This window comes from Lacticaseibacillus sp. 866-1 (genome assembly GCF_016861825.1).
GTDB lineage: Bacteria > Bacillota > Bacilli > Lactobacillales > Lactobacillaceae > Lacticaseibacillus.
Genome location: NZ_BOLU01000020.1, coordinates 1 through 25,957, shown reverse-complemented (window position 1 = coordinate 25,957; position 25,957 = coordinate 1). Strand labels below are relative to the sequence as shown.

Below are 25,957 nucleotides of genomic sequence, written 5' to 3'. Positions count from 1 at the left end.
CGCTCACTTCTTCTTTAATTGCTTTTGCAGGTCGTACAACAAGTTCATGGCGTCCATCGGCGTGGCCGCCATCAGGTCAAACTTCTCGAGCTTTTTGATCACCGGATTGGTCTTAGGCTTCACCGGCTCGGTCGGAAACAGGCTGAGCTGCGCGTCTTGCGCCGCGGCCTTGGAATCCGGCTGGGCCGCGTGATCCGGCGCGGTGTCTTCCAGGTGGGTCAAAATCTTGTCCGCCCGGTCGAGCAGCGAGCTCGGCAGGCCGGCCAGCTTGGCGACATGGATCCCGTAGGATTTGTCTGCCGGGCCCGGCATCATTTTGTGCAGGAAGACCAGGGTACCGTTTTCCTCAACGGCCCCGACATGGACATTTTCCAGTTTGTCCAAGCTGTCTGCCAGTGCCGTCAGCTCGTGATAATGGGTCGAAAACAGCGTCTTGGCGTGCACGTGGTCATGCAGGTACTCGATAATGGCCTGCGCCAGCGCCATGCCGTCGTAGGTCGCGGTCCCTCGGCCGATTTCGTCAAACAGAATCAGGCTGGACGCCGTGGCGTGGCTCAGTGCCGCGTTGGCCTCGAGCATTTCGACCATGAACGTACTTTGCCCGTTGGCCAGGTCATCAGCGGCCCCGATGCGGGTGAAAATCTGATCAAAAATCGGCAGCGAGGCGTCATCGGCCGGCACAAAAGACCCGGCCTGAGCCATGATCACGGTCAGCGCCAGTTGCCGCATGTAAGTACTTTTCCCTGACATGTTGGGCCCGGTAATCAGCAGGATGTCGGTTTTCGAGTCCATAATCACATCGTTGGGGATGTACTTGGCCTCGCCGAGCACCTGCTCAACGACCGGGTGCCGCCCGCCGTGGATCGTCAGGTCGTGGCTGCCCGCGTGCATCGTTGGCCGCACGTAATGGTTATCCTCGGCGACCACCGCGAAGCTTTGCAACACGTCAAGGCCGGCAATTTGCGACGCCAACTTCTGCAGGCGCCCGATCTCTTTTTTCACTTCGTCGCGAATCTTCTGAAACAGGTCGTATTCCAGGCCCGTCGCGCGCTCCTCGGCTTCGAGAATCGTGCTTTCTTTAGCCTTCAGTTCAGGCGTGGTGAAGCGTTCCGCGTTAGTCAGCGTCTGCTTGCGCTCGTAACGGTCCTCAGGCACCTTATCGAGGTTGCTGTTAGTGACTTCGATGTAGTAGCCGAAAACCTTGTTGTAGCGAATGCGCAAGTTGTGAATGCCAGTTTTTTCGCGCTCTGAGGCTTCCAGATCGGCGATCCACTGCTTCGAGTTGGCCTGGGCGTCGCGGTACTCATCCAGCTTCTTGTCGTAGCCGCGCATGATCACCCCGCCGTCAGTGATCGAAATCGGCGGTTCGGGTTCGATGGCTCGGCGAATCAAGCCCGCAACGTCCTGAACCGGATCCATCGCCTTGAGCAGCGGCGTGAAGCTGCCATCGTCCAGCTTGGCCAAAATCTCCTGAATCGCCGGCACCTGATCCAGGGAGGTCTGGAGCTGAATCAAGTCGCGGCCATTGACCGTGCCAAACGCGACGCGGCCTGCGAGACGCTCCAGGTCGTACACCTTAGTCAGGCGGTCTTGCAGCTCGGAGCGCTCAAAATAGTGGTCCAGCAGCGTCTGCACTTGGTTTTGCCGATCTGCGATGGCGGCGAGGTCAAGCAGCGGCCGATCCAACCACTGCTTCATCAGCCGCCCACCCATCGCGGTTTTGGTGCGATCAAGCACTGCCAGCAAGGTGTCGCCTTTGCGCCCAGTGCGCGAGTTTTTGATGATGTCCAAGTTGGTCCGGGCATCCTGGTCCATCTCCAGGTACTCGGCCGGCTCGTAGGCCACGGCCTTTTGAATGTGCGCCAAGCTGCGCTTTTGGGTGGTCAGCAGGTACTGCATCAGCATCGACACGACCTGCACCTGCAGCGCATCAGTGAGATCCTGACTGACGTAACTGGCCTCGGCTGACACCACGGCATCGGCGCGGCTGAGCAGGCGGTCGCCTTGGCCGAGCAATTTTTGATCATCCGCGCTCAGTCCGTCCGGCACGACGATTTCCCGACTGCCGAGCGCCCCCAGCTCATTTTGGAGCGTGAAGCGATTGCTCAGCGTGGTGACTTTGAACTCACCAGTCGACAGGTCCGCGTAGGCCAGGCCGTACTTGCCCTCAGCCGGCACGACGGCAGCGAGGTAGTTATTCGACTTGGCTTCGCCGATTTTGACATCCATCTTGGTGCCAGGCGTCACCAGTTGGATCACGGCACGTTTGACCATGCCGACCGCTTTCTTCGGGTCCTCCATCTGCTCGCAAATGGCGACCTTGTAACCATGGTCAACCAGAATATCGATGTAAGACTGGGCAGCATGGTGCGGCACGCCGCACATCGGTATCGGATGGTCCGCGTTCTTGCTGCGGGCGGTCAGCGTCAACTCAAGCAGCTGCGAGCCCTTGATGGCGTCATCGTTGAACAGCTCGTAAAAGTCCCCGATGCGGTAAAACAGGAACGCATCTGGGTACTGATCTTTGATTTTTTGGTACTGCTGCATCATCGGGGTGACACTTGCTGCTTTGGCCATGACGGGACTCCTTTTAGTTGAAAACTAACTTATATTTTAACATTTATTGACCGGTACCGCCGCCGTGATAATTGGCGCTTGCCTGCGTTACTGGGGTCAACCCGCCAAGCCTGCGCACCTTGTCTAACTGGGCTCGACCTGGCAGCAGGCGAGTGATTAGCCTAAGTTCGCCTGGTCGAGCATCTTGTCTAAAAAACCCGCCGAGCGGGCCTCGGCGGGCGGAAAGATTATTTGAGCGGCTTTTCGATAATGACCAGATCCTTGACCCGGATCTTTTTATGCACGTCACCCTCAATTTGATTCTTGGCGGTATGCGAGATTTTCAATGTTGATGGGTCGTCGCTTGGCAGCAGTGCCTCGCGGACGAAGTCGATCTCGTCCTGCTTGATGTTGCGGTGATCATGGGTCATCACGATGTCCAGCCGGTCAAAACCTTCAATCGAGTACACGTGCACTGAGCCCAGCGTGTACAGCCGGAAGGTCTTCACGTTACTTTTCCCGTACAGGTAGCGCATGGTGTACGGCAACGACTTGTGCAGGCTGAAGTTCAGGCGGATCGGGTTTTCGATCAGTTTCACAACGCATCAGCTCCTTTTCTTCTAACTTAAATATAGCATACCGGTCAACGCAACACGGCGGCGGACCAGTAAGAATAAAAGAAAAGACGGACGCTCGCTCATTGCGAGTCTCCGTCTTCCAATTAGTTGGCTGCTAAATTACATCATGCCGCCCATGCCGGCGCCAGGGTTTGGCTGAGCTGCTGCGGCATCCTTTGGTTCCGGCTTGTCAGCAACCACCGCTTCGGTCGTCAGCATCAAAGCAGCAACGGAAGCCGCGTTTTGAAGCGCGGAACGGGTGACCTTAGTTGGGTCGATGATGCCGGCCTTGGCCAAGTCTTCCCATTCGCCGGTCGCAGCGTTGAAGCCAAAGCCGGTCTTTTCCTTCTTCAGGCGCTCAACAATGACGGAGCCTTCCAGACCGGCGTTAGCCGCGATCTGACGAACTGGCTCTTCAAGTGCGCGCAGGACAATGTTGATCCCGGTCTGAACGTCGCCGTCTTCTTGAAGGGCAGCAACGGCCTTGGCCGCATTGACCAGCGCAACACCGCCGCCAGCGACGTAACCTTCGTCAACGGCCGCACGAGTCGCGTTCAACGCGTCTTCGATACGGTACTTGCGCTCTTTGAGTTCGGTTTCGGTGGCAGCCCCGACGCGGATAACGGCAACGCCACCGGCCAACTTGGCCAGGCGCTCCTGCAGCTTCTCCTTGTCGAAGTCGGAAGTGGTCTCTTCAATCTGCTTGCGAATTGTTGCCACCCGCTCGTCGATGGCTGCCTTATCGCCGGCGCCTTCAACGATGGTCGTGTTGTCCTTGGTGACCGTGACTTTGCCGGCTTGGCCAAGCTGATCGATCTTGGTGTCCTTCAGATCCAGGCCAAGGTCGGAGGTGATGACTGTCGCGCCGGTCAAAGCCGCGATGTCTTCCAGCTGAGCCTTGCGGCGATCGCCGAAGCCAGGGGCTTTCACAGCAACCACGTTGAAGGTCCCACGGATCTTGTTCAGAACCAGCGTTGGCAGTGCTTCGCCATCAACGTCATCGGCGATGATGAGCAGCGCCTTACCCTGCTGAACAATTTCCTGAAGCAGTGGCAGAATGTCTTGGATGTTGGAAATCTTCTTGTCAGTGATCAGGATGTACGGATTGTCGAGGTCGGCTTCCATCTTGTCGTTATCTGTGACCATGTACTGGGACAGGTAGCCACGATCGAACTGCATCCCTTCAACCACGGAGAGCTCGGTCTGAATGCCTTTGCCCTCTTCAAGCGTGATGACACCATCGTGGCCAACCTTCTCCATGGCATCGGCGATCAAATCGCCAACTTCTGTACTCGAGGAAGAAACCGAAGCAACCTGCGCGATTTCCTTCTTGCCGGAAACCTTGTGAGAAATCTTCTTCAATTCGTCAACGGCCGCGTTGGTCGCTTCTTCGATCCCCTTGCGAATCCCGACCGGGTTAGCGCCAGCGGTGACGTTCTTCATGCCTTCGCGAATAATGCTCTGCGCCAGCACAGTGGCAGTGGTGGTCCCATCACCAGCGATATCGTTGGTCTTAGTCGCAACTTCAGCGACCAGCTTGGCCCCCATGTTTTCGTAGTGATCTTCCAGGTCAATGCTCTTAGCGATGGTGACACCATCATTGGTGATCTCAGGAGCGCCGTATGACTTATCCAAAACAACGTTGCGGCCTTTCGGGCCAAGGGTCGTCTTAACGGTGTCGGCCAGCTTGTCGACCCCTTTCAGCATGGAACGACGTGCATCTTCACCGAACTTAATTTCTTTAGCCATGTGTTTATTTCACCTCATATTATTTATATAGTTAATGCAGGAATTGCCATGAGCCGAACTTAGTCGACGATCGCCATGATGTCCTTTTCGTGCAGGACCAGGTAATCCTCGCCGTTCACTTTGACTTCAGAGCCGGCGTACTTGTCGTACAGGATCTTGTCGCCCTTCTTGACGGCCATCGGCAGGCGCTTGCCCTCAGGACTCAAGGCCCCTTCACCGACTGCAACGATGGTGCCCTGTTGCGGCTTCTGCTTGGCGTTGTTGGCCAGCACGATGCCGCCAACAGTTTCCTCTTGCTCTTCCTCAACTGAAACGACCACGCGGTCACCTAATGGTTTTAACAAAACGATCCCTCCATATGCATAAAATTTGAACGCTTAGCACTCATTCGTCCTAAGTGCTAACTACACTAGATACTATACCGAATCAGTTTAGCAATTGCAACCCCTAAGTGCTAATTCTGTTATACTAGGCCCATATTCTCAAGGAGGTCCTCCCATGTCATTGCAAAAACACGCGGTGCAGATCCTGAGCACCTACCTGGCCGTCCTGGTGGGCAGCCTGCTGATCCTGCACTTTTGGCCGGGGGAGGCGGGGCTGTGGGGCAGCACGGCTCTCTCGGTCGGCGGCGCGCTGCTCGCCTGGCGGTTCAACCGCCAGCTGCGCCTGCCCACCGCCATTGAAACTGCGGGCTTGGCCAAAGCCGAGACCCGAGTGATTTGGGGCGTGTCCGGGGTCGCCGTCGTGCTGATTGTCCAACTGCTGGGCAGCTGGCTGGAGTCTTGGCTGTTTTATGCGCCGGCGCCAACGCTCACCCAGGCCACCTCGGCACTGCACAGCGTGCCGCTGTATGCGCTGACTTTAGTCTGGGCACTGCCCCTGCTGGAAGAGTACGCGTTTCGCCGGGTCATTTTTGGCAACTTGGCCAGCGTCACGGGCGTGTTCGGCGCCGCGCTAATCTCCGGGCTCCTATTCGCCTTGGCCACGGACCCCACCCACTGGCTGACCGCGACCCTAGTCGGCATCGTTTACGCCTATTTGTACAAGCAAACCGGTAGTGTTCAAACGCCCCTGATCGCGCACATTGGGGTGCTAGCGCTGACGCTTGGCTACGCAATATGGCACTGACAGGAGTTTAAACCTCGTTTAAGGTCTGACCTCGCGCTGACCGCAAAAGGCGAACGCGGTATACTAAAGCAAATAGACGAAACGAGGACTACTATGGACAGTCGTGTCAATCGCCGGCAAAGTCAGAGACCGCACCGGCCGCTCCTGAAAATATTGATCCTGATTCTCACCACCGCGCTGGTGGCTCTTGGCGCATATGGCCTGCGACTGTATTCACAAACCAAGTACGCCTTGAACTCGACCTACCGCGGCATCGGGACTGAGGACGGCAGCGCCGGGACAGTCGCCAAAACGATTCAGCAGAAAAAGCCCTTCGCAGTCCTGCTGCTCGGTACCGACACCGGGGCGTTCGGGCGCAACGACACCGGCCGCTCCGACACGATGATCGTCGTCGTGGTCAACCCCAAAACCAAAACAACCAACATGGTCTCCCTGCCCCGCGACACCGCCGCCAAAATGATCGGCACCAAGTCGTTCAACATGCAAAAGGTCAATGCCGCTTATGAGATCGGCGGCTCGAAGATGGCGGTCAACACCGCCTCAGCGCTGGTCAATGTGCCGATCAAGTACTACGTGACCGTCAACATGGGCGCGCTGGAAAAAGTGGTGGACGCAGTCGGCGGCGTCGACGTAGACGTCGCCTTTTCCTGGAGCGACCCACACGTTGGCAGCTACCACTTCACCAAAGGCAAGATGCATCTCAATGGCGGCCAGGCCTTGGCCTACGCCCGGATGCGCCACGCTGATCCTGAAGGCGACTACGGCCGCCAGAAGCGGCAGCAGCAAGTGATCAAGGCCATCGTCAAAAAGGCCCTGTCCACCGACACGCTGAAGAACTTCGACCAGCTGCTGAAAACCGTTTCGGGCAACATGCAGACGAACCTCTCGTTTGCCGACATGATGGCCTTGGTGCAAAACTACCGCGCCGCCGCTGGGACGATCAAATCGACCACCCTGCAGGGGCACGACGCCATGGTTTACCCCGGCCCATCGTCTTACCAGATTCCCTCCACCACAGAACTCCAGCGCGTTTCTGACACGCTGCGCACCGCTTTGGGGTTGGGAAAAGAAACCATCGCCAACCAGAACGTGCGCGAGAACAAGGCGAATACTGAGTTCAACTGGGATAATCCAGAGGCACAAAACTACGTGATTTATAATCCAGACCTGTAAAAACAACAGGAGCGCCACTTCTCGCGATGAGAGGTGGCGCTCCTGTTTATTGATTCAACTAGTCTTCGTCTTCTTCGGTGTCCTTCAGCGTCGGGCCGTAGTGGTCCAGGAAGTAGATCAGGGTCTGCAGCTCAGTGGCCAAGTCCACGTTTTGCACGCGAACATAAGCTGGCACGGAAATACGCAGCGGGGTGAAGTTCATGATGCCTTTGATGCCCGCCTTCACAAGGTCATCGGTGATGCCCTGCGCCGCGTCGGTCGGCACCGTCAGGATCACGATTTCGATCTGCTGCTGGCGCAGTTGGTCAATCAGGTCGGTCATCGGGTAAATCGGCACCCCGCTTTGAATGGTGCCGGCCAGGTCGGGATTCACGTCGAACCCGGCGGAAATGCGGATGTTATTGGCCTGGCGGAAGTTGTAATTGAGCAGCGCGTGCCCTAAATTACCCACCCCGACCAACGCCACATTGGTCAGCCGGTCCTGGTTGAGGATCTTCTTGAAGAATTTAAGCAGGTCCGTCACATCATACCCGTAGCCCCGTTTGCCCAGGGCGCCAAAATAGGAAAAGTCGCGGCGGATCGTCGCCGAATCGACCTTGACCGCCTCACTCAGCTCCGTGGAGCTGATCTTGGTCGTCCCAGAGTTCGCCAAGAAATTGAGGTAGCGGTAGTACAGCGGCAGCCGTTTTGCGGTTGCCTTAGGGATCATTGTTTCAGCCATAAGTCTCCTCCGTCTCCGTTCGAGTCGGGCGTACTTGTGAAAAGCCCGGCATACTTATAAATCGATAGTAACCGCTTTAAGCTGTGAAAGCAAGCCCTGCGGCTCCAGCTTGCTCACCTTTTTTCACGAGTGGCTGGATTCGGTATGGTAAACTGGTTGCAGACGATTCGCGCCCATGCGGGCAAAGTAAGGAGATATCACCATGATCATCATGCAAGCCCAAGGGGTTGGCCGCACGTTCAACGGCCTCGACCTGTTCACGGGCATTAACTTAGAAGTGCAAACCGGTGCGCGCATCGGCCTGGTCGGCCCCAACGGCATCGGGAAAACCACGCTGCTGGAGATCCTCGCCGGCCTCAACCCACCCGACTACGGCCAGGTCACCCTGGCCCACGATGTCTCAATCGGCTACCAAGCGCAGGATTCGGGACTGGACTCCGAGCGCGGTATTTTCGATGAACTGTTGACCGTGTTCGCGCCGCTGATCGCCATGGAAACGCGCATGCACGCCTTAGAGGTGCAAATCGCCGACCCGGGGCTGGCCAAGGACCAGAACGCTTTCGACCAAACCATGAAGCAGTACGACCAGCTACAGCACGACTTTCAGGAGCAAAACGGCTACGGCTATCGTGCCGAAATTCGCGGGATCCTGCACGGGTTCAATTTCCCCGAGAACACCTGGGACATGAAGGTCGCCACCTTGTCCGGCGGCGAGCGCGCCCGCCTGGCCCTGGCCAAACTGTTACTGGAAAAGCACGACCTGCTGATTCTCGATGAGCCGACCAACCACTTGGACATCGACACGCTCGGCTGGCTCGAAGGCTACCTCAAGGGGTACGCCGGCGCCATCCTAACCGTCAGCCATGACCAGTACTTTCTGGACCACGTGGTGTCGGAAATTTACGAGCTGACCCCGTCCATGGCCGTGCACTATACCACTAACTATTCCGGCTACCTGAAGCGCAAAGCGGAAAACAACGCGCTGGCATGGAAGGCCTACAACAAGCAGCAGGAAGAAATCGCTAAGCTGCAGGAGTTCGTCGACAAGAACATCGTGCGTGCATCCTCCACCAAGCAGGCCCAGGCCCGCCGCAAGCAGCTGGAGAAAATGGTGCGGCTGCCGCGCCCAAGCGGCACTGAGAAGAAGGTGCATTTTCACTTTTCAGCGGAGAAAACCAGCGGCAACGAGGTACTGAAAGTCCAGCACGCCACAATCGGCTACGACCAGGCGGCCCCGATGGCCGGCCCAATCGATTTTCAGGTCAACAAGCACGACCGCATCGCGGTGATTGGCCCCAACGGCGTCGGCAAGTCGACCCTGCTCAAGAGCATTCTCGGCCAGCTGCCGTTTCTGGCCGGCGAGGCCCGGTTTGGCACGAACGTTGAAACTGGATACTACGATCAGGATCAACACCAGCTGCATTGGGACAAAACCGTCATCGCCGAAATTTGGGATGACCATCCAACGATGACCGAGCAAAGTGTCCGCTCCGCGCTGGCAGCCTTTCTCTTTGACGCCGAAGACATTGAAAAACGGGTCGGCGATTTATCCGGCGGCCAAAAGGCCCGGCTAGAGCTCACTAAGCTCGCGCTGCGGCACGACAACTTCCTGATCCTTGACGAGCCGACCAACCACTTGGACATCAACTCCAAGGAAGTCTTGGAGGATGCGCTGGCCGATTTTGATGGCACCGTCCTGTTCGTGTCACATGACCGGTACTTCATCAACGAGCTGGCCACCAGCATCGTGGCCATCAGCCCGGAAAGCTCGGACCTGTACCTGGGCAACTGGGACTACTACCAGCAAAAGCTGGAAGAAGTCGAGGCCGCTAAAGCGGAGGCCAAGGGCGATCAGCCGGAAGAAAAGCCCGGCAACGCGGCCGCGGTCGACTACCAGCAAAGCAAGCAGAACCAGCGCGACCTCCGGAAGGTCCAGCGCGAGGTGGATAAGCTTGAACAGCAAATTGATGACCTCGCCAAGCAGGCCGAGCAGATTCAAACCGCCATGGCCGCCCCAGAAGCCCTGAGCGACTACGTCAAAATGCAAAAGTTGCAGGCGCAGCTTGACGAGAACCAAAAAACCTCCCAGCAGGTGGAAGATGCCTGGGAGAAAGCCAGCCTCAAGCTGGAGGACATGCAGGACTAAAACGAGAAAAAGGCCCGACATTTTGCGTCGGGCTTCGATCACCGAGTAATCGGTGATTTTTTATTGGCTAAGGCTCTTTGACCTTGAGCTTCTTGACCAGCGCGGTCAGCCGCGTCCGCTCATTTGGCGTCAAACCGCTGAGCAGGTAGTCAGACTGCGCCTGTTCGAAGGCATGCAGGCGCGGATAAACCGCCTTGGCTTTCTTGGTTGGATAAACCCGGCGCAGTCTTTGATCAGTCGCGTCGGCTCTTAGCTCAAACCATCCGCCCGCGACCATTTTTTTGATCGTGCGGAAGGCGGTCGTGCGGTCGATTTGGACCGAATCGGCCAGCTCACCCATGAACATACCGGGTTGCTCACAGGCGCGAATGACGTAAATAAACGCGTTGTTGCCTAGGCCCAACCCCCGAAACTCAGCGTTGCTTTTGGTTTGAATCAGGCGCGTGATGGCCCCAATTTCTCGAATCACATCAAACATCAGCTCGCCTCCCGCTTAAGTATACCGGCCTTACTCGCCAAATGAAACTGATAACTGATTGTATTTGCAATTAGAAACGAGTAAGCTTAGCATCATTATCCCATTGCATTTGCAATTATATTTGGAGGCGCCTATGCTCGCTTTTCTCTCGTTTCTCTTAATTATGTCCTTCACACCAGGACCCAACACCATCATGGCGATGGTCTCGGGGCAAACGCGCGGCTTCGCGCGCAGCCTGCGCTTGAACCTCGGCATGGCGGTCGGTATGGGCGTGATTGGCATCGCCGCCGGGCTGTTTGCTGACTGGCTTCAGCGTGCACCGACCTTTATCACCGTAATGAAAGTAATTGGCTCGGCCTATCTCGTCTACTTGGCCTACCATGTCATGATCAGTCGCCCCGACGACAACAGCGCCAGCACGGCCAGTTTTACCACTGGACTGTTGCTTCAATTCACCAACATTAAATGCTACTTGTACTTTATCACCGGGCTAGGAGCCTTCAGCCTGACCGGAGCTCTATCGGCGATCACCCTGCGCTGGACCTTGATGGTCGCGCTGGGGGCTTTGGGCACGCTGACCTGGACGCTGGGCGGCCAGCTGATCAACCGCTTCTACCACCGCCACTTTCACGGCATTAACCTGATTGTCGGTGCTTTACTGATTTTTTCGGCGATCGATCTGTGGCGGTGAGACAAATAAAACCACATTGCAGCCTGGGACACTCGTCCGGTTGCAACGTGGTCTTGTTGATGATTTGTCATGCTTAAGCGTGCTGAAAGTTCAAGTTTGGTACTGCGTTTAGCGTCTCGTCGGCAAAGTGGTGCTTGGCGAGCTCAATGTGCGCCGCCGCGCCGATCATCGCCGCGTTGTCGCCCGTCAAGCGCACCGGCGGGATAATCACGTCGATGTTGGGAAACTCTTTGGCCAGCCGCGCGGTCATCGCCTCGCGCAGGCCCTGATTCGCGGCGACTCCGCCGGCGACCACCAGTTGATCAACTGGGTGCTGGTGTAGCGCCTGCACGGTTTTATCCACCAGCACGTCAACGACCGCCGCCTGAAAACTCGCAGCCAGATCTTCACGGCTCAACTGCTCGCCAATCTGGTCGGCGTGGTGCACCGTGTTGATGAACGCAGACTTCAGCCCACTGAAAGAAAAGTCGAGGTTGTCCTCACCGTCCATGGCGCGGGGAAAATGGAAAGTGTCATGACCCAAGTGTGCCAGGCGATCGACTTCCTTACCAGCCGGATAGGTGATGCCAAGCACCCGGCCGATTTTGTCGTAAGCTTCACCGGCCGCATCGTCGCGCGTCTCCCCGATGATGTGAAACTCGCCAGGGGCAGTCAGCGTGACCAGCTCCGTGTGCCCGCCGGACACCATCAATGCCAGCAGCGGGTACTGCAGAGGCTTAACGAACCGTGCAGCGTAGATGTGCCCCGCCATGTGATTGACCGGAATCAGCGGCAGCTGGTGGGCGTACGCCACCGTTTTGGCAGCGGTCACGCCGATCAGCAGCGACCCGACCAGGCCCGGACCGTAAGTCACAGCCACGGCGGTCAGGTCTGAATAATCGACATTGGCTTCATTCAGCGCCAAATCAATGCAATCGGTAATCTGCTCCACGTGATGGCGGCTGGCCACTTCCGGTACGACCCCGCCGAAGCGCTTGTGCGAGTTGATCTGCGTGGCAATAATGTTGCTGAGGATCTTGGTGCCGTCTTCGATCACGGCCACGGAGGTTTCATCGCAGCTGCTTTCAAATGCTAAGATCAATTCGCGCTTTGTCATGACTTATCCTTTCTATTCCAACGGTTTGCGCATGTCCATTGCGTCGGCATGCGTGCTGACGTAATAGCCACGACGAATCTCGCCATCCTGAAACCCTAACTTGTGATACAGGTGTTGCGCCACCGCGTTGTCCGTCCGTACCTCCAGCGTGATTTCACTGGTGCCAAGGTCATACGCCTTATCGATCATGAGCCGCATCAGCGCCTCACCGATGCCCTGTCCTTGATACAAGGGAGCCACCGCGATGTTAGTGATGTGTGCCTCGTCTTTGCCGAACCAGCAACCAATGAACGCGGCCAACACGTCTTCATCAAACAACACTAAATAAAGTGAGCGTTGTGTCTTGCGCAGCTCAGAGATAAACGCGATCCGGTCCCAAGGTGTGTCATGGTAGATTGCCTTTTCCATGACCAGGGCCGCATCGATGTCATCATTGGTCATCCGGCGCAGCTGATACGTGCTTTCACCGACCCGCAAGGACTGCGCGGGAAAAGCCAGCTCAACGGGCGGTTCACGGTCAAACCACTGCTTAAACTTTCTGAACATAAGGTGCGTGCCCCTTATCGTCATGCGTCTTGAGCCAATTCGTCTCCGCCTCAGTGAGCCGCAGGTAGCGCGGCACAAAAGTGGTCACGTCAACCGGCGTGCGCCGCGCGCCAAGCAGTGCCAAGCGTCCCGCTTGCGGCAAGTTGGCCAGTGCATCGACAAAATGCGCCGAGGCCCCAAGTGTGGCCTTGATTGGCTCAGTAAACTTAGCCACATCACTGCCAACGAACGTGCTCGGCTGCCGCAGCAGCTTAAGCTCTTCGAGCAGCTGTGTCAGCGCCAAGTGCCGGTCCTCAACCACGTTGATCAGCTCACCATCAAGCCACTGGTAGACCCCAGCAAACACGTTTTGCCGCCGGGCGTCCATGATCGGCACAATTAAGTTGGTGGTGCCGACCGCCCCAGCTGCCAGCGCCGCCAGGCTCGAGACCCCAACCAGTTCAAGGCTGAGCGTATCTGCCAGCGTTTTGGCCGTCGTGACCGCGATGCGCACCCCGGTGTAAGAACCGGGACCGTCTGCCACGACCACCCGATCCAATTCAGCAGGGGTCAGGCCGCTGACTGTCACCAAACGGTCGATTGTTGGCAGGAGTTGCTCACTGTGGGTCTTCTTGTGATTGATTGTCGATGTCGCCAGCAGTTGGCCGTCCGCCATCACCGCGACACTCATCGCCTGATTGGACGTGTCCATCGCTAGGATCTTCATTGCCGTGCCCCCGTTTCTAGTCGGTCTTTATTCTACCATTGAATGGCCATTTGCCAACCCAAGGGCGTGTGTGCTCATCCCTGAAGCACGCAAAGGGCACCACCTCTTGCGAAATGGTGTCCCTTGCCACCGTGGTTGCCCCGGTGGCTTTTTATTGCAGAGTTGCCCCTGCCTGCTATCCCAACCACTGTCACCAGGGCCAGTCGCTTTATTAAGTTAGGAAAGTGATAGCAGCATCCCTCACGCGTCCTGTAAGGACCCCATGCTCTTCACATGGTCTTCATCGCCAAACCGATCGGAAGGCTCAACGTGCCTGGCAACCCCAAGGTTCAGGTCGGATCGCCAGGGAGTTTCCGGGTGAATCTGACGAGACGGTACCTGCCTCGCCCTCCCATCATCCGATATAAAGGTAGCACGCAATGCAACCGCTGTCAATGATTTTTGGCAAAATATTTTCAACTTCGCCAAGGGCTAGTCCAGGATGCGGTTTCCCGGGGTTTCTGGCCTTTTTAGAGCCATCACAAAAGGCGCAAACCGGCTCTGCTCAGAGTCAGTTCACGCCTTAACGACAAGTTCTGCAGCACCCCTCCCCGAGTCCTGCGGCACTAATCGAGGGACAAAAAATGGCCATTCGTTGAATAAGAATCATTGCCGCCTTGCCATGTTACTAATGTGCAAGTCGTGCCCCGTGAAACTCATCAAGTGGATTGGCCAATCACTTTTTAAAAAACCTTACTCGTATATACAGCCTTATGGTAACCTGTTTTGCGCCTCAGGACAATCCTTATCTTGGCACAAAAAAGCGCTCACCATGAGCGCTTTGCCAATTGACAGTTATAGGCGCGGTCGGATCCGCTCCACCGCGCGTAACGCCGCGTAGGTCAGCGCCGTCTGGATCGGGATCATGATCAGATTCTTGACGGCACGGGTTGGCAGAATCACCTGCCACTTGAACCCCGTCAGTGCCAGCCACCAGGTGCCCAGGCCAATATTGACAAAAATCAGCACGATGGCCACCGGTGCGAGCACACGCCAGAGCGTGACCTTGTGATTGTGGAAAAATGCCCCGTAGATGAACGCCGCAACCGCTGCGCTAATCGTGTACAGCGGGATGTTGGGTCCCCCAGCCAGCAGCACGCCGACTTGGTCAGCCATGGCGGCATCGACCGCCGCTACCCACGGGCCCAAGTAATAGCCCATCAGCGCGGTGGCGAAAAAGCCGACCCCAAACTTCAGAAACGCCGGCCCAAACGAGAACCGCTGCAAGACGATATCCATCGCCAAAAAAAGACCCATCAAAACGACGGTGCGCGTCGTTTTCATCTTGGGGCCAGAAAAAGATAATACTTCCATAGTGACAATCTCCTTTGTTGGAGACGCCTAACGATCAGGCGAATGCGGCGTCAACACCGCGGCCCACATGGCCTTCGTCCACCGTTCACATTCCGTTCCGGTGGCACTTAACGCGTTGATGCCTACTCCTAGATTAGTGGTACGAGCATAAGTCTAGACCGTTTGCAGAAAATTGCAACAACGTTCGAAGCTTCACTTGGCGCTCGAGATGAGAAGACTCACAGCGAACTCTTCACACTTTCCTCTCCGCCACCAAAGCACTTTTAACCGGCTGGTCGTATCATTGTTTCTTGTAACCTAGCGTTACAGCCTCCGCCCAGAGGCAAGAACACCGCCTGCCCTGGCGGTGTTTTTTTGTCTGGGTCGTGGCTTGCATTCCCGCGGCCCGCCCACTAAGCTAAAACTAATCATTCTAGGAGGCAGCTCATGAAACATATTCTTGCTTTACACACCGGCGGCACGATCTCGATGACCGAAAATGACGCCGGTGATGTGGTGCCTAGCACTAACAACCCGATGATGGCCGTCCCTGCTCAGCTCAAAGACATCACCGTCTCATCCGAGGAGATTTTCAACCTGCCTTCCCCGCACGTCACGCCGGAGAAAATGCTGGCCCTCAGCCAGCGCATTCGGCAGGCGGAAGTCGACGGCATTGACGGCGTCGTGGTCACCCATGGCACGGACACCCTAGAGGAAACCGCCTTTTTCCTGGACCTCACGACCCCTTCCACCATCCCCGTGGTGGTGACCGGTGCCATGCGCTCCAGCAATGAAATCGGCGCCGATGGTAATTACAACTTTCTCAGTGCGGTGCGCGTAGCCGCCAGCGACCAGGCGCGCGGGATGGGCTGCCTGGTGGTCATGAACGACGAGATCCACACGGCGCGGTTTGTCACCAAGACCCACACGACCAACGTCTCGACGTTTCGCACGCCGTCGTTTGGCCCCATCGGCCTAGTCACCAAAAACGGGCCCCGCTTTTTTGAAAAGCTCCTGCAAAAAGGCATGGCGCCAATCGATCACGTGGTGCCCAACGTCTATCTGATCAAGGCTTACGCCGGCATGGATGGCACCTTATTTGACGCCTTGCCAAAAGCAACCTCCGGCCTGGTAATCGAAGCGCTTGGGGCCGGCAACCTGCCGCCTGCGACCTTGCCGGCCTTGCAGCGCCTGCTGGCTCGCGGTGTGCCCGTCGTGCTGGTGTCGCGGTGCTTCAACGGCATGGCTGAGGACATTTACGATTACGAAGGCGGCGGCGTGGGCCTCAAACAGATGGGCGTCACCTTCTGCCAAGGGCTGAACGGGCAAAAGGCGCGCATCAAGCTGATTGTCGGTTTGTCTTCAGGGCTGAATGGCCAGGCTCTGGCTGAGTACGTGAACAATGCCGTCAGCTGAGCTCACCCCTTGGACGCTGTATCAGCGTTTAGCCGCATTGCTGGGGCCATCAGGCTGGTGGCCAGCGGATTCTAAACTGGAGATCGCAGTTGGCGCCATTTTGGTACAAAACACTAATTGGCGCAACGTCGATCGCAGTCTGGCCAACCTGCATGCGGCCACTCACTTTGCGCCGGCAAGCCTCGCCGCACTTTCGCAGGCGGACCTGATCCCGTTGATTCGACCCAGCGGGTTCTATCAAAACAAAAGCCGTGCGCTGGTGGCGCTCATGGCCTGGCTGCAAGCCCGTCGCTTTGATCTGGACGCCATTGGCAAGACGCCGGCGGCAGACTTGCGCCAGCACCTGCTCGCCCTTCCCGGCATCGGTCAGGAAACGGCTGACGCGCTGCGCCTGTATGTGTTTGACCAGCCTACCTTCATCGCTGACAACTACTCAAGGCGCCTGTTCGGCTGGCTCGGTGCCCCGGCCAACACGTACCAGCAGCTTTACCGTCGGCTACCTGAAGTCGCGGATTGGACGCTGAAAGATGCCCAGGAGTTCCACGGCCTGATCGACAATTTTGGCAAAACCGTTAAGCAGAAAGAAAATTTTGATGACAGCCCGCTGGCCGGCATGAAACTGGTGCTGGTCCAATAAAATAGCAGTCGGGTGCACAAGGTTGTGCACCCGACTGCTAATTTTTTTGCCATCAAGTCGCGACTGGCCTACTTTTTCGCCCAGCGCAGCTTTGCCTCAGCGTTGGCTACGCCGGCGGTTGAAATCAGATGATACGAGGTGTCGCCTTCAATGCGAACCGCTGAGTCAACGGTGGTACCATAGGCAACTTCCCGCGCGTACTTGATGTCGGCTTCGACGAGCCGGTGCGTGAGAAGAAAGTCTTCGCCTAAGACGTCTTCCATCCACTCCATGTAGTGCGCATTGTTGACGTGGCCGTTGCCGTCGATATCGAAGTACCGCACCCGGTAAGGCACGGTGGTGTCAAACTCGCCTTGCTTAGCCAGCCGCGGGAAGCGCTCGACCTTGCTGTTGAACTGCGCGCCGACTTTTTCCGCAAATTCCGGAATGATGGGAATGATCTTGCGTTTTTCCAGATCCATCATCACCCATGCGCCGCGCATCGTCACCAGGCGCTGGCCCGCATCATCTTCGAGCCAGTACTCACGATAGGTCATCAGCTTATTGTAAGAGGTGGCCTCGGTGCCGGCAACCAGGTGCTCGTCGATTTTCGGCATGCGCGTCACGTCGATGTGGTACTGGGTGATCACCCAGCCGGCGCCGTGCTTGGCCAGCCCAGCAATGCCGGCATCGACTTGATCCAGCTGATTCTCAGACACCAGCAGCATGATGTTGGCCATGTTGGCCAAGCTCAACGTGCCAGTTTGCGTGCCCAAGAAAAAAGGCACCGTCAGTTCCTCTTTGTATATCATGATTCCTCCTGAATACCGTGAAACGCATTGTAGACCTGTTGCCGCTTCAGCCCGTTTTCCTTGGCGACCGCCTTGATCGCGTCATTGGGCCGCGCGCCAGCGTCAATGCGTGTCTGCACCTGCGTGGCGACCGGCACATCACTTGGCACCTTGGCCTTTTTCTCTCCCGGCGCAACAAGAATAACGAACTCGCCGCGCGCGCTGCCACTGGCGTAGTCAATAAGCTCAGACAAGCTGCCGCGGATGAATTCCTCAAACTTTTTGGTCAGCTCCCGGGCCAAGACCGCTTGGCGCTCGCCAAAAATGTCGCGAATGGTCGTCAGCGTTTTAGCCACCCGATACGGCGACTCGTAGAAAATGACTGCCTGAGGCTCCTCGGCAAGGGCGGTCAGCGCCGCCTTCTGCTCGCTGGCCTTGCGTGGCAAGAACCCGTAAAACATGAATGGTTGTGGTTCGATGCCGCTGGCGATCAGCGCCGTCAGGGCGGCGTTGGCCCCAGGAAGCGGCACCACCGGAATACCCGCCTCAATGGCCGCTTTGACGAGCTCCTTGCCGGGATCGGAAATCGATGGCATCCCCGCATCCGACACCTGAGCGATCGACTCGCCCTGTTCAAGGCGCGCGAGCAGCTCGGGAATCCGCGCCTGGGTGTTGTGCTCGTGAAAGCTGATCTGCTTGGTTTCGATCTCAAAATGATTGAGCAGCTTCTGCGTGTTGCGCGTGTCTTCGGCCGCAATCAAGTCCACAGCCTTGAGGGTTTTGACCGCCCGAAACGTCATATCATCGAGATTGCCGATGGGCGTCGGCACCAGGTACAAGGTGCCGGTGTCGTGGCTGGCAAAACTGGACATCTGCCGGGCCGTCATTAGCGCTCACCATAAATGACGTCGAGACAAAAGGCGCACGGCTCATCGTCCACGCGGCGCTGCCCATACATGTAAGGACAAACGTGAAACCCTTCGTTGTACAAGCTTTCCAGGTTGGCCTTGGACTTGGTCAGCTCAGTGGCACCGGTCGACTCCGCATGGGCGTCGTCAAGTGCTTCGAGGTGCTCGCGCAGATGCTTGTTTTCCATTTCCAGCTCCGCATTGCGCTCTAAGGCCTTGGCCATATCGGCTTTAAGCCCGGTCACGCGCGTGAGCAGCGCCTGAGCATCATGCTCCAGTTGAATGAAGTTGTCGTACAGATCTTTTTTCTCCACAAAATCACCCTTCTAAAAGTTGCAGCACCAAGGCCTCGACTGCCGATTGGAACGACACGTTTTGGCCCAGGCGGATCTCCGCAGTCAAAACCGCCGCCAGGCCAGTGCTCAGCCGCGACCCCGGCTGTTCGGCCAGCGCAAGGATCGCCAGGTCATTGCCGTAGGTGCGCGGCGCCTGCACGTGGTAGTGCTGATTCAGCGCATCGGCGTAGGCCAGCCCCAGCAGGGCCAGCGTCTGGGTTTGCTCCGGGAGCGTCTTCGCCAGTGGCACCAGTGTCGTTTGCACAGCGACAAACGCCGTGGCGTCATTTTTACCCAGCTGTGAAACCAGCTGCAGCACTGCCGTCACGCGTTTATCAAACGATTCATCGTTAATCAGCGCCGAGGCGGCCGCGACATCGGCGGTCAGGTTCGACGCCACTGCCGCCAGCCGCGCATCTGCGCCCTTGCCGGTGAGCGCTTCTTGAACGCTTGCGGCCGGCGGCTTGGGAAAATTGATCACCTGCGCCCGCGAGCGGATCGTCGGCAGCAGCTGATTTTTGGCCGTGGTTGTCAGGATAATGGTCATCCCCGGCACTGGCTCCTCATAATACTTCAACAAACTATTTTCGGCGCCGGCTGTCAGCCGCTCTGCCCCTTCGATTACAAAGACGCGGCGGTTGCCTTCGACCCCGGTTTTGCTCATTTCCTGCCGCATTGCGCGCACGTCGTCGACCTTGATGCTTTTAGCCTCAGGGTTCAGCCAAACCACATCCGGATGGTTGCCAGACAAGACCCGCTGGCACTCGGCGCACTCTCCGCAGGGCCGGCCAGCTTGGACGTTTTGACAAAAGAGGCGCATCGCAAGCCACTGCGCGAGCGCCGCCTTACCGGTCCCAGCCGCCCCGGCAAAAATATAGGCGGCACTCAGGTTACCGGCGCCGATGATCTGGCTGAACTGGCGCACCAGCGTCGGCTGCAGTTGTTCAATCGTGTTCATCAGAACTGGTGGAACGCGTCAACTGGCAGCACGAACACGGTGGCGCCGCCGACTTGAACCTCAACGGGGTACGCCATTGAGGAATCGGAGGTGGCATCCAGGTTGACCGGCGGGGTCATGAACTGACGGCGGGTCTGCGCAGATTCTTTGATGATCTGCAGCACCTCATCCACTCGCTCGTCTTCCACCCCGATGATGAAGGTGGTGTTCCCGGACTTCAAGAAGCCGCCAGTGGAGCTCAGCTTAGTTGCCCGCACGTTCGCGTCGATGAACTCGCTGGACAACAGGTTCGAATCCTTATCTTGAACGATGGCCATAATCAACTTCATATGCTTTTCCCCCTGTTTTCGGCTGTCAAATCCTGCTTTATGACTAGTTTACTGCCAAGCGGGCCCTAAGTGAGCAGCTAACACTTGGGTGCAATCGGCCACGACCTGCGGCAACGCTTGGCTGGCGTCGATGGTTTTGATCCGCGTTGGCTCCGCTTGTGCCAAGCGCAGGTATGCCGCGCGCACTCGCTGATGGAAGGTCAGGCTTTCCTGGTCCAACCGGTCATACTGCCGCGACTGGCGATGCGCCTGAATGCGGGCCAAGCCGGCCGCGCTTTCGATGTCGAGATAAAGCGTCAGCTCCGGCGCCTGCCCATCGGTGGCAAACTGGTTCATCGCCAGCACGGCCGCCTCACCAATTTGGCGCCCCCCGCCTTGATAGGCCACTGAGGAATCGACAAAGCGGTCGCAGATCACCATGTCCCCAGCGGCCAGCGCGGGGTCAATGACTTCGACCAAGTGCTGCCTGCGTGAGGCCGCATACAGCAGCGCTTCGGTCCGCGCGTCCATCGCGGTGTTCGCCGGATCGAGGATCAGGCTGCGAATTTTCTCCGAGATCTCGGCCCCGCCGGGCTCGCGGGTCAGTCGCACGGGCATGGCCACGTGCTTTTCAATAATTGGGATCAGCGCGTTCAGCACACTGGTCTTGCCTGCCCCATCCGGGCCTTCGAACGTAATGAATCTGCCTGCCACTGCCTTCAACTCTTTCATCTGTTAATGGTTCTAGTTTACTTGAAAAGTCGAGCGAATTAAACCATCACCGGTTGCTTCCAAATAAAAAGACCTCGCCGCAGCGAAGGCCTTACTGATTTTCTTCAAGATAGCGTGCAGCCATTTGCTCGACCAAGCGGCCGGGGACCTGCCGCTCCCGGGCCTCGCGATGCAAAAAGTCAAACAGTGCCGCCTGCAGATCCAGCTGCGCCTTGGTCACCTCGTCGACTTCGCGAAACGACCCGACAAGTTTGCGCTGACTGGCCATGCGGTCGCGCACCCGATAGATTTCATCCATCAGCTGCATGTCTGCCGCGTCCTTAATGCTGGGCTTTTTTTTGCCAAAAAACATGGCGCCGCCTCCTTATAGTTCTGTCCGACCCTCAACCGCCTTCAGCAGGGTCATCTGGTCGGCGTACTCAATGTCTGAGCCCACCGCCAGGCCATGGGCCAGCCGGGTGACCTTGATTTTGGCCGGCTTGATCAGCCGGGCCAGGTACTGGGCAGTCGATTCGCCTTCAGGGGTCGCGTTGGTGGCCACAATGACTTCTTTGACCTCGGGGTGGTCCTGAAGACGCTTGATCAGACTTTCGATGTTCAAGTCTTCCGGCCCCTTGCCTTCGATCGGGCTCAAGACGCCATGCAGCACGTGGTAGAGCCCATGGTAATCGTTGGTGCGGTCAATGCTCATCACGTCCTTGGGCTGCTCCACAACCAAGATCGTACTTTGGTCGCGACTTTTATCTTGGCAGATCTCGCAAGGGTCGTCGTCGGTGATATTGCCGCAGATGCTGCAGTAGTGCAGCTGCGTCTTGGCCGCCGTCAGCGCGGAGGCAAAACTGGTCACGTCGTCCTTATTCATGTCGATGGTGTAAAACGCTAGCCTGGTCGCGGTTTTACTACCAATGCCGGGTAATTTCATGTAGCTGTCGATCAGCTTTTCAATCGGTTGTGGATATTGCATGGTGCCTCCTAGCGCGGCAGACCCTGGGTGTACTTACCCATCTTCTGCTTGGTTGCGTCATCGACTTGTTTCAGGCCTGCATTCATCGCTTCAATGATCAAATCCTGAAGCATGTCAGGGTCGTCAGGGTCGATGGCCTCGGGCTTGATTTGAATGTCCTTAAGGGTCTTATCCCCGGCAAGGGTCACGGTGACCATGTCTGAGGCCGAAGTCGCCGTGAATTCGCTGTTGTTCAGCTCTTCTTGGGCCTGAGTCATTTCCTTTTGCAGCTTTTGCATCTGTTTCATCATGCCTGCCATATTGCCGCCACGCATCATATCAATCACGCTTTCTAGTCATTTTTGACTGTAATATTGGGTTCTTTACCGAATAAGTCGGTGATCGGCTTGACCACCGGAGACTCTTCCTGCGGCGCTGACTTAGCCTTCGGCGCGCCGTGCTCGTCCAAGTACTGTTTGCGCACCGCAGGCCACTGCTTCTCCTGCACCAGCACGACCTGGCGCGGGCCGCCCATCAGCTTGCCGAGGTCATCCGCAAGCGCGGTCATCAACGCGGTATCGCTGTTGGCCCGTTCGATCAGAATGTCGTAGGCAAAACTGACGATCACACCGGTCGGGCTAGCCGCGACTGGCTTTGAAATTTTCATCATCGCCTGATCCGGAACCGAGAGCATCGACAGGAGGTCTGGCCAAATCTCCTTGACCGCCTCAAGATCTTTCTTCGTTGCGGCACCGAGAATCGGATAAATTTTTTCTTTGGCCACCTTCACGCTGACGCGCACGGCCGGTTTAGCCGGGACTGCCGCTGCAGCTGGTGCACCTTGTTGCAGCGTCTGCAGCTGCTTGGAAAGCTTAGCCACCGTCTGCTCAAGCTGCTTGACTTCCGCGCTAGCCACCGGCGGGGCCGATTCAACTGCAGCGGGCTGGGGTACAGGCTGGCCAAGTTGGACCGTTGCCACTTCCAGGTATAGCGTGGGACTGTTCGTCAGCCGCAACTGGCCTTGCGTGGTGTTCAGCACCGCAATCATGTGGTACAGCTGATCAGGCTGAAGCTTCTCGGCCAGAGCCTTGAAGTGACTATCCTGAAGCGCGCTGGCTGTGTCGTTGACCAGTGCCGGCGCCTGCTGGAATACCAGCAGGTCACGCAGGTAGCCAATGAGGTCGTCGATCAGGCGACCGGCATCTTTACCGGATGCCAGCAGCTGCTCGATGGTGGTCAGCGCCGCTGCGGTGTCGTTTTCCGCCACGTGCTGCAGATATTCACCAAGCTGGACAGCAGCCGCCCCGCCGGTGACATCCAGCGCATTTTCCACCGTGACGTGGTCCTGGCCGAACGCCAGCACCTGGTCGAGGATGGACAGCGCATCGCGCATGCCACCCTCCGCTGCCTTGGCAATCACCATCAGTGCCTGATCATCGTAGGTGATCTGCTTGTCATCTAAGATGAACTGCATCCGCTTGACGATGTCATCGGCGGTAATCCGGCGAAAGTCAAAACGCTGGGTCCGACTGATAATTGTGGCCGGAATTTTTTGCGGCTCAGTGGTGGCGAGAATGAACACCACATGAGCCGGTGGCTCCTCCAGCGTCTTGAGCAAGGCGTTGAACGCCCCAGTCGACAGCATGTGGACTTCATCGATGATGTAGACCTTGACCTTGCCCTCGGTTGGCGCGTACTTGGCCTTGTCGCGAATGTCGCGGATCTCGTCGACCCCATTGTTCGAAGCAGCATCGATCTCGATCACATCCGTCAGACTGCCATTGTTGATCGCGACACAGAGGTCGCACGTGTTGTCCGGCTCGCCATCTTTAAGGTTGCGACAGTTCAGTGCCTTGGCCAAAATCTTGGCGACGCTGGTTTTCCCAGTCCCGCGCGGTCCACAGAAAAGGTAGGCGTGGCTGGTTTGCTGCTCGATCAGCGCATTTTTTAGCGTTGTGGTGATCGCGTCTTGGCCGATCACATCTTTGAATTGCTGGGGCCGAAAGACCCGGTATAGCGCTTGATAAGCCACGCGTCCTCATCCTTTCTAACTGTTCTAGTTTAACATATGAAGGCTGCGAAGCGGGGCGATTTTAGCGGGATGGCTAGCCTAGGTGACAGCTTTGCCGTTGAGCTGTATTTCGCATTGTCCCACCCCTGGTGAAGTGCTACGATTTGAAAGATTAGAATTGGAGGAGAAAAATGTTTCATTACTTTGCCCGTCACCCGTGGCGTGTGGTCCTATCCATCGGGCTCAGCGTCGCCGCAGCAGCTGTGCTGGTCGCCTACTCATACGTGCTTCAGTTGATCACCGACATCGCCACCGGGCGCGTCAATCTCGCCTTTACTATCGCCGTCCCCCTGATTTTGGGGTACCTAGTGATCCAGGCTGTCACGGATTCGGCCAGCGAGTATGTCAACGAGGCGCTTCCGCTGCGCATGGGCGATGAGCTGCGGCGAGACTTATTCCGCCATGACCTGGCACTGCGGCCGAATATGTTTGGCCAACAGCCGGTCGGCAATTATGTCACCCAGCTCACCAAACAGGTCGACATTGTCACCAGCAGTTACTTTCACGTGATTCTGCGTGCCTTCTACCTGCTGATGCTGTTGGTCTTTGCCGCGGCTGGCACCCTGCTGATCGACCCGGTGATCACTTTGGCTGTCGTGCTGCTAAGCGTGCCGGCGCTAGTCTTTCCGTTTTTGGTCAAAAAGCCGCTTGAACATGCCAAAGACGATGTGGTTGCCGCAATTGAGCGCTACACCAGCCGCGTCACGGATGCGCTTAGCGGCTTTACGACCATCGCCCACGCACTCGCACAGCCGCCGTTTCGCCGCCTGCACCAAACGGTTAGCGCGGACGTGCGGCACACTTCCACACGCGAGCAGCAAGTTCAAAAAATCACCAGCGGTATGTCCGATTTCCTGGGTGACGTCATGTATCTGGGCACCTGGCTGGTTGGTGCCTACTTTGTGCGCCAGGGTCAGATCACGCTGGGTCAACTGGTTGCCTTTTCCCAGCTGGCCAGCTTCTTCAACTGGCCAATGGCACTGCTGACCGAGATGCTAGCGGAGTTCTACGGGGCTCGCAAGGTTGCAAGTCACCTGGCCGACTTGGCCCAAGACGCCGGACCGGTTGCCGCTCAGACCGCGCCCGCGGCGCTGGCTTTAACCAGCCCGCTGATCTCGGCTCAGCAGGCCGGCTATCAAGACGTGCTGCACAACATCGATCTGACGCTTGAGCCAAGCCGCAAGTACCTGCTGGTCGGGGCCAGTGGCAGCGGCAAAACCACCCTGATGCGGCTACTGCTTGGGGAGCTGAACCCGACCGCCGGCCAGGTCACCCTGAGCAATCAGCCCGCCGCGCAGTTAGCGCCGGCGGCCGTCTTTGGCCTGATTGGCGAGCTCGAGCAGCAGGCCGATATTTTTGCCGGCACCGTGCGTGATAATGTCACGCTGTTCAGCACAGATTACGCGGATGACCAGGTTGAGGCCGCCCTGCGGCAGGCCGGAATGAGCGACTGGCTTGCGGCACACGATTTGGACACCGTGGTCGACCGGACCAGCCCCCTGCTCTCAGGCGGGGAAAAACAGCGCGTCGCCTTGGCTCGTCTGCTGCTTCGGCACTACCAGTTCATGGTGCTGGACGAAATGACCACGGGCCTCGACCCGAAGATTGCCGATCAACTCCAGGCGGACATTTTCGCCATGAAGCAAGGCTTTGTCATGATCACCCACCAGTACAATGCAGCCACGTTTGAGAAGGCGGACCGGATCTTCGTCATGCAAGGCGGCCGCATCGTGGCGGCCGGCACCCAGCGCGATCCAGTCGTCGCATCGGCGCTTGATCACCTGGCGCTAAATTGATGAAGCCCCCACAGAAAACTATCTGAGGGCGCCGCTCTGCTTTGCCCTCGTAATCATGATATGAAACAGCCGCCATCGCCGATATAATATCGGTGAAGGCGGCCTTGTTGTTCATCGTAGCTTTATTGGTGCCTTGTGTCCGTA

At 57.3% G+C, this 25,957-nt stretch carries 27 protein-coding genes and 1 riboswitch; of the genes, 7 read left to right on the top strand and 20 right to left on the bottom strand.

Annotation, left to right across the window (positions count from 1 at the left end; genetic code table 11):
• Positions 1 to 3: 3 nt before the first annotated feature.
• From mutS to groES, 4 genes are all read right to left on the bottom strand, one after another.
• Complete coding sequence (mutS, locus tag JUE30_RS07475) at positions 4 to 2,577, bottom strand: DNA mismatch repair protein MutS (RefSeq protein ID WP_239061380.1); 2,574 nt, start codon at positions 2,575 to 2,577, stop codon at positions 4 to 6.
• Positions 2,578 to 2,804: 227 nt separating this feature from the next.
• A complete protein-coding gene (locus JUE30_RS07470; RefSeq protein ID WP_125757122.1) occupies positions 2,805 to 3,155 on the bottom strand; it encodes a DUF1827 family protein in 351 nt (116 codons plus the stop codon).
• Between the two features lie 138 nt (positions 3,156 to 3,293).
• Entirely contained in the window at positions 3,294 to 4,922 is a 1,629-nt protein-coding gene (groL, locus tag JUE30_RS07465; protein ID WP_203624309.1) for a chaperonin GroEL, read from the bottom strand.
• 59 nt (positions 4,923 to 4,981) lie between these two features.
• On the bottom strand, positions 4,982 to 5,266 hold the full coding sequence (gene groES, locus JUE30_RS07460; protein ID WP_054663026.1) for a co-chaperone GroES: 285 nt from the start codon (positions 5,264 to 5,266) through the stop codon (positions 4,982 to 4,984).
• A 154-nt stretch (positions 5,267 to 5,420) separates the two neighbouring features.
• Between groES and JUE30_RS07455 the strand changes: the two genes are divergently transcribed.
• Positions 5,421 to 6,050 (top strand): CPBP family intramembrane glutamic endopeptidase, encoded by a 630-nt coding sequence (locus tag JUE30_RS07455; RefSeq protein ID WP_203624308.1) that lies wholly within the window; start codon positions 5,421 to 5,423, stop codon positions 6,048 to 6,050.
• A 93-nt stretch (positions 6,051 to 6,143) separates the two neighbouring features.
• Positions 6,144 to 7,223: an LCP family protein gene (locus tag JUE30_RS07450; RefSeq protein ID WP_203624307.1), complete on the top strand. Its 1,080-nt coding sequence runs from the start codon at positions 6,144 to 6,146 to the stop codon at positions 7,221 to 7,223.
• A gap of 58 nt (positions 7,224 to 7,281) precedes the next feature.
• Here the strand turns inward: JUE30_RS07450 and JUE30_RS07445 are convergent, their stop codons facing one another.
• A complete protein-coding gene (locus JUE30_RS07445) occupies positions 7,282 to 7,944 on the bottom strand; it encodes a redox-sensing transcriptional repressor Rex (protein WP_203624306.1) in 663 nt (220 codons plus the stop codon).
• Between the two features lie 202 nt (positions 7,945 to 8,146).
• Here JUE30_RS07445 and JUE30_RS07440 point away from each other — a divergent pair, with 202 nt between their 5' ends.
• Positions 8,147 to 10,090, top strand: a complete 1,944-nt coding sequence (locus JUE30_RS07440; protein WP_203624305.1) for an ABC-F family ATP-binding cassette domain-containing protein — start codon at positions 8,147 to 8,149, stop codon at positions 10,088 to 10,090.
• A 67-nt stretch (positions 10,091 to 10,157) separates the two neighbouring features.
• Here JUE30_RS07440 and JUE30_RS07435 read toward each other — a convergent pair whose 3' ends face one another.
• The gene (locus JUE30_RS07435; RefSeq protein ID WP_203624304.1) at positions 10,158 to 10,568 is read right to left on the bottom strand and encodes a MarR family winged helix-turn-helix transcriptional regulator; all 411 of its coding nucleotides are present in this window, start codon (positions 10,566 to 10,568) and stop codon (positions 10,158 to 10,160) included.
• 133 nt (positions 10,569 to 10,701) lie between these two features.
• On the opposite strand from JUE30_RS07435, the gene JUE30_RS07430 reads away from it, so the two are divergent.
• Positions 10,702 to 11,259: a LysE family transporter gene (locus tag JUE30_RS07430; protein WP_203624303.1), complete on the top strand. Its 558-nt coding sequence runs from the start codon at positions 10,702 to 10,704 to the stop codon at positions 11,257 to 11,259.
• A 73-nt stretch (positions 11,260 to 11,332) separates the two neighbouring features.
• Here the strand turns inward: JUE30_RS07430 and tsaD are convergent, their stop codons facing one another.
• From tsaD to JUE30_RS07410, 4 genes are all read right to left on the bottom strand, one after another.
• Positions 11,333 to 12,355 carry a tRNA (adenosine(37)-N6)-threonylcarbamoyltransferase complex transferase subunit TsaD gene (tsaD, locus tag JUE30_RS07425; protein WP_203624302.1) on the bottom strand — a complete coding sequence of 341 codons (1,023 nt, stop codon included), beginning with the start codon at positions 12,353 to 12,355 and terminating at the stop codon, positions 11,333 to 11,335.
• A gap of 12 nt (positions 12,356 to 12,367) precedes the next feature.
• A complete protein-coding gene (gene rimI / locus JUE30_RS07420) occupies positions 12,368 to 12,901 on the bottom strand; it encodes a ribosomal protein S18-alanine N-acetyltransferase (protein ID WP_203624301.1) in 534 nt (177 codons plus the stop codon).
• A complete protein-coding gene (gene tsaB, locus JUE30_RS07415; RefSeq protein ID WP_203624300.1) occupies positions 12,885 to 13,607 on the bottom strand; it encodes a tRNA (adenosine(37)-N6)-threonylcarbamoyltransferase complex dimerization subunit type 1 TsaB in 723 nt (240 codons plus the stop codon). The genes rimI and tsaB overlap by 17 nt, the downstream gene beginning before the upstream one ends.
• A gap of 834 nt (positions 13,608 to 14,441) precedes the next feature.
• Positions 14,442 to 14,960 (bottom strand): folate family ECF transporter S component, encoded by a 519-nt coding sequence (locus tag JUE30_RS07410; protein WP_203624299.1) that lies wholly within the window; start codon positions 14,958 to 14,960, stop codon positions 14,442 to 14,444.
• Positions 14,961 to 14,994: 34 nt separating this feature from the next.
• A riboswitch (THF riboswitch) is annotated at positions 14,995 to 15,092 on the bottom strand.
• A gap of 294 nt (positions 15,093 to 15,386) precedes the next feature.
• Between JUE30_RS07410 and JUE30_RS07405 the strand changes: the two genes are divergently transcribed.
• Positions 15,387 to 16,355, top strand: a complete 969-nt coding sequence (locus JUE30_RS07405; protein WP_203624298.1) for an asparaginase — start codon at positions 15,387 to 15,389, stop codon at positions 16,353 to 16,355.
• Positions 16,342 to 16,992, top strand: coding sequence for an endonuclease III domain-containing protein (locus JUE30_RS07400; RefSeq protein WP_203624297.1), 651 nt, complete (start codon positions 16,342 to 16,344; stop codon positions 16,990 to 16,992). Before JUE30_RS07405 ends, JUE30_RS07400 begins: the two co-directional genes overlap by 14 nt.
• A 68-nt stretch (positions 16,993 to 17,060) precedes the next feature.
• On the opposite strand, the gene JUE30_RS07395 is transcribed toward JUE30_RS07400, so the two are convergent.
• From JUE30_RS07395 to dnaX, 10 genes are all read right to left on the bottom strand, one after another.
• The gene (locus tag JUE30_RS07395; protein WP_203624296.1) at positions 17,061 to 17,783 is read right to left on the bottom strand and encodes an acyl-[acyl-carrier-protein] thioesterase; all 723 of its coding nucleotides are present in this window, start codon (positions 17,781 to 17,783) and stop codon (positions 17,061 to 17,063) included.
• Complete coding sequence (gene rsmI, locus JUE30_RS07390) at positions 17,780 to 18,649, bottom strand: 16S rRNA (cytidine(1402)-2'-O)-methyltransferase (RefSeq protein WP_239061379.1); 870 nt, start codon at positions 18,647 to 18,649, stop codon at positions 17,780 to 17,782. The genes JUE30_RS07395 and rsmI overlap by 4 nt, the downstream gene beginning before the upstream one ends.
• Positions 18,649 to 18,984 carry a DNA replication initiation control protein YabA gene (locus JUE30_RS07385; RefSeq protein WP_203624295.1) on the bottom strand — a complete coding sequence of 112 codons (336 nt, stop codon included), beginning with the start codon at positions 18,982 to 18,984 and terminating at the stop codon, positions 18,649 to 18,651. Before JUE30_RS07385 ends, rsmI begins: the two co-directional genes overlap by 1 nt.
• 4 nt (positions 18,985 to 18,988) lie before the next feature.
• Positions 18,989 to 19,963, bottom strand: a complete 975-nt coding sequence (gene holB / locus JUE30_RS07380; RefSeq protein ID WP_203624294.1) for a DNA polymerase III subunit delta' — start codon at positions 19,961 to 19,963, stop codon at positions 18,989 to 18,991.
• Positions 19,963 to 20,292, bottom strand: coding sequence for a cyclic-di-AMP receptor (locus JUE30_RS07375; RefSeq protein WP_125755775.1), 330 nt, complete (start codon positions 20,290 to 20,292; stop codon positions 19,963 to 19,965). The genes holB and JUE30_RS07375 overlap by 1 nt, the downstream gene beginning before the upstream one ends.
• A gap of 48 nt (positions 20,293 to 20,340) precedes the next feature.
• Positions 20,341 to 20,985: a dTMP kinase gene (gene tmk, locus JUE30_RS07370; RefSeq protein ID WP_203624293.1), complete on the bottom strand. Its 645-nt coding sequence runs from the start codon at positions 20,983 to 20,985 to the stop codon at positions 20,341 to 20,343.
• Positions 20,986 to 21,094: 109 nt separating this feature from the next.
• Positions 21,095 to 21,355 (bottom strand): YaaL family protein, encoded by a 261-nt coding sequence (locus JUE30_RS07365; RefSeq protein WP_203624292.1) that lies wholly within the window; start codon positions 21,353 to 21,355, stop codon positions 21,095 to 21,097.
• A gap of 12 nt (positions 21,356 to 21,367) precedes the next feature.
• Entirely contained in the window at positions 21,368 to 21,967 is a 600-nt protein-coding gene (gene recR, locus JUE30_RS07360) for a recombination mediator RecR (protein WP_203624291.1), read from the bottom strand.
• A gap of 8 nt (positions 21,968 to 21,975) precedes the next feature.
• Entirely contained in the window at positions 21,976 to 22,281 is a 306-nt protein-coding gene (locus JUE30_RS07355; protein WP_125755896.1) for a YbaB/EbfC family nucleoid-associated protein, read from the bottom strand.
• Between the two features lie 17 nt (positions 22,282 to 22,298).
• Complete coding sequence (dnaX, locus tag JUE30_RS07350; RefSeq protein ID WP_203624290.1) at positions 22,299 to 23,978, bottom strand: DNA polymerase III subunit gamma/tau; 1,680 nt, start codon at positions 23,976 to 23,978, stop codon at positions 22,299 to 22,301.
• 170 nt (positions 23,979 to 24,148) lie between these two features.
• Here dnaX and JUE30_RS07345 point away from each other — a divergent pair, with 170 nt between their 5' ends.
• A complete protein-coding gene (locus JUE30_RS07345; RefSeq protein ID WP_203624289.1) occupies positions 24,149 to 25,813 on the top strand; it encodes an ABC transporter ATP-binding protein in 1,665 nt (554 codons plus the stop codon).
• Positions 25,814 to 25,957: the final 144 nt, after the last annotated feature.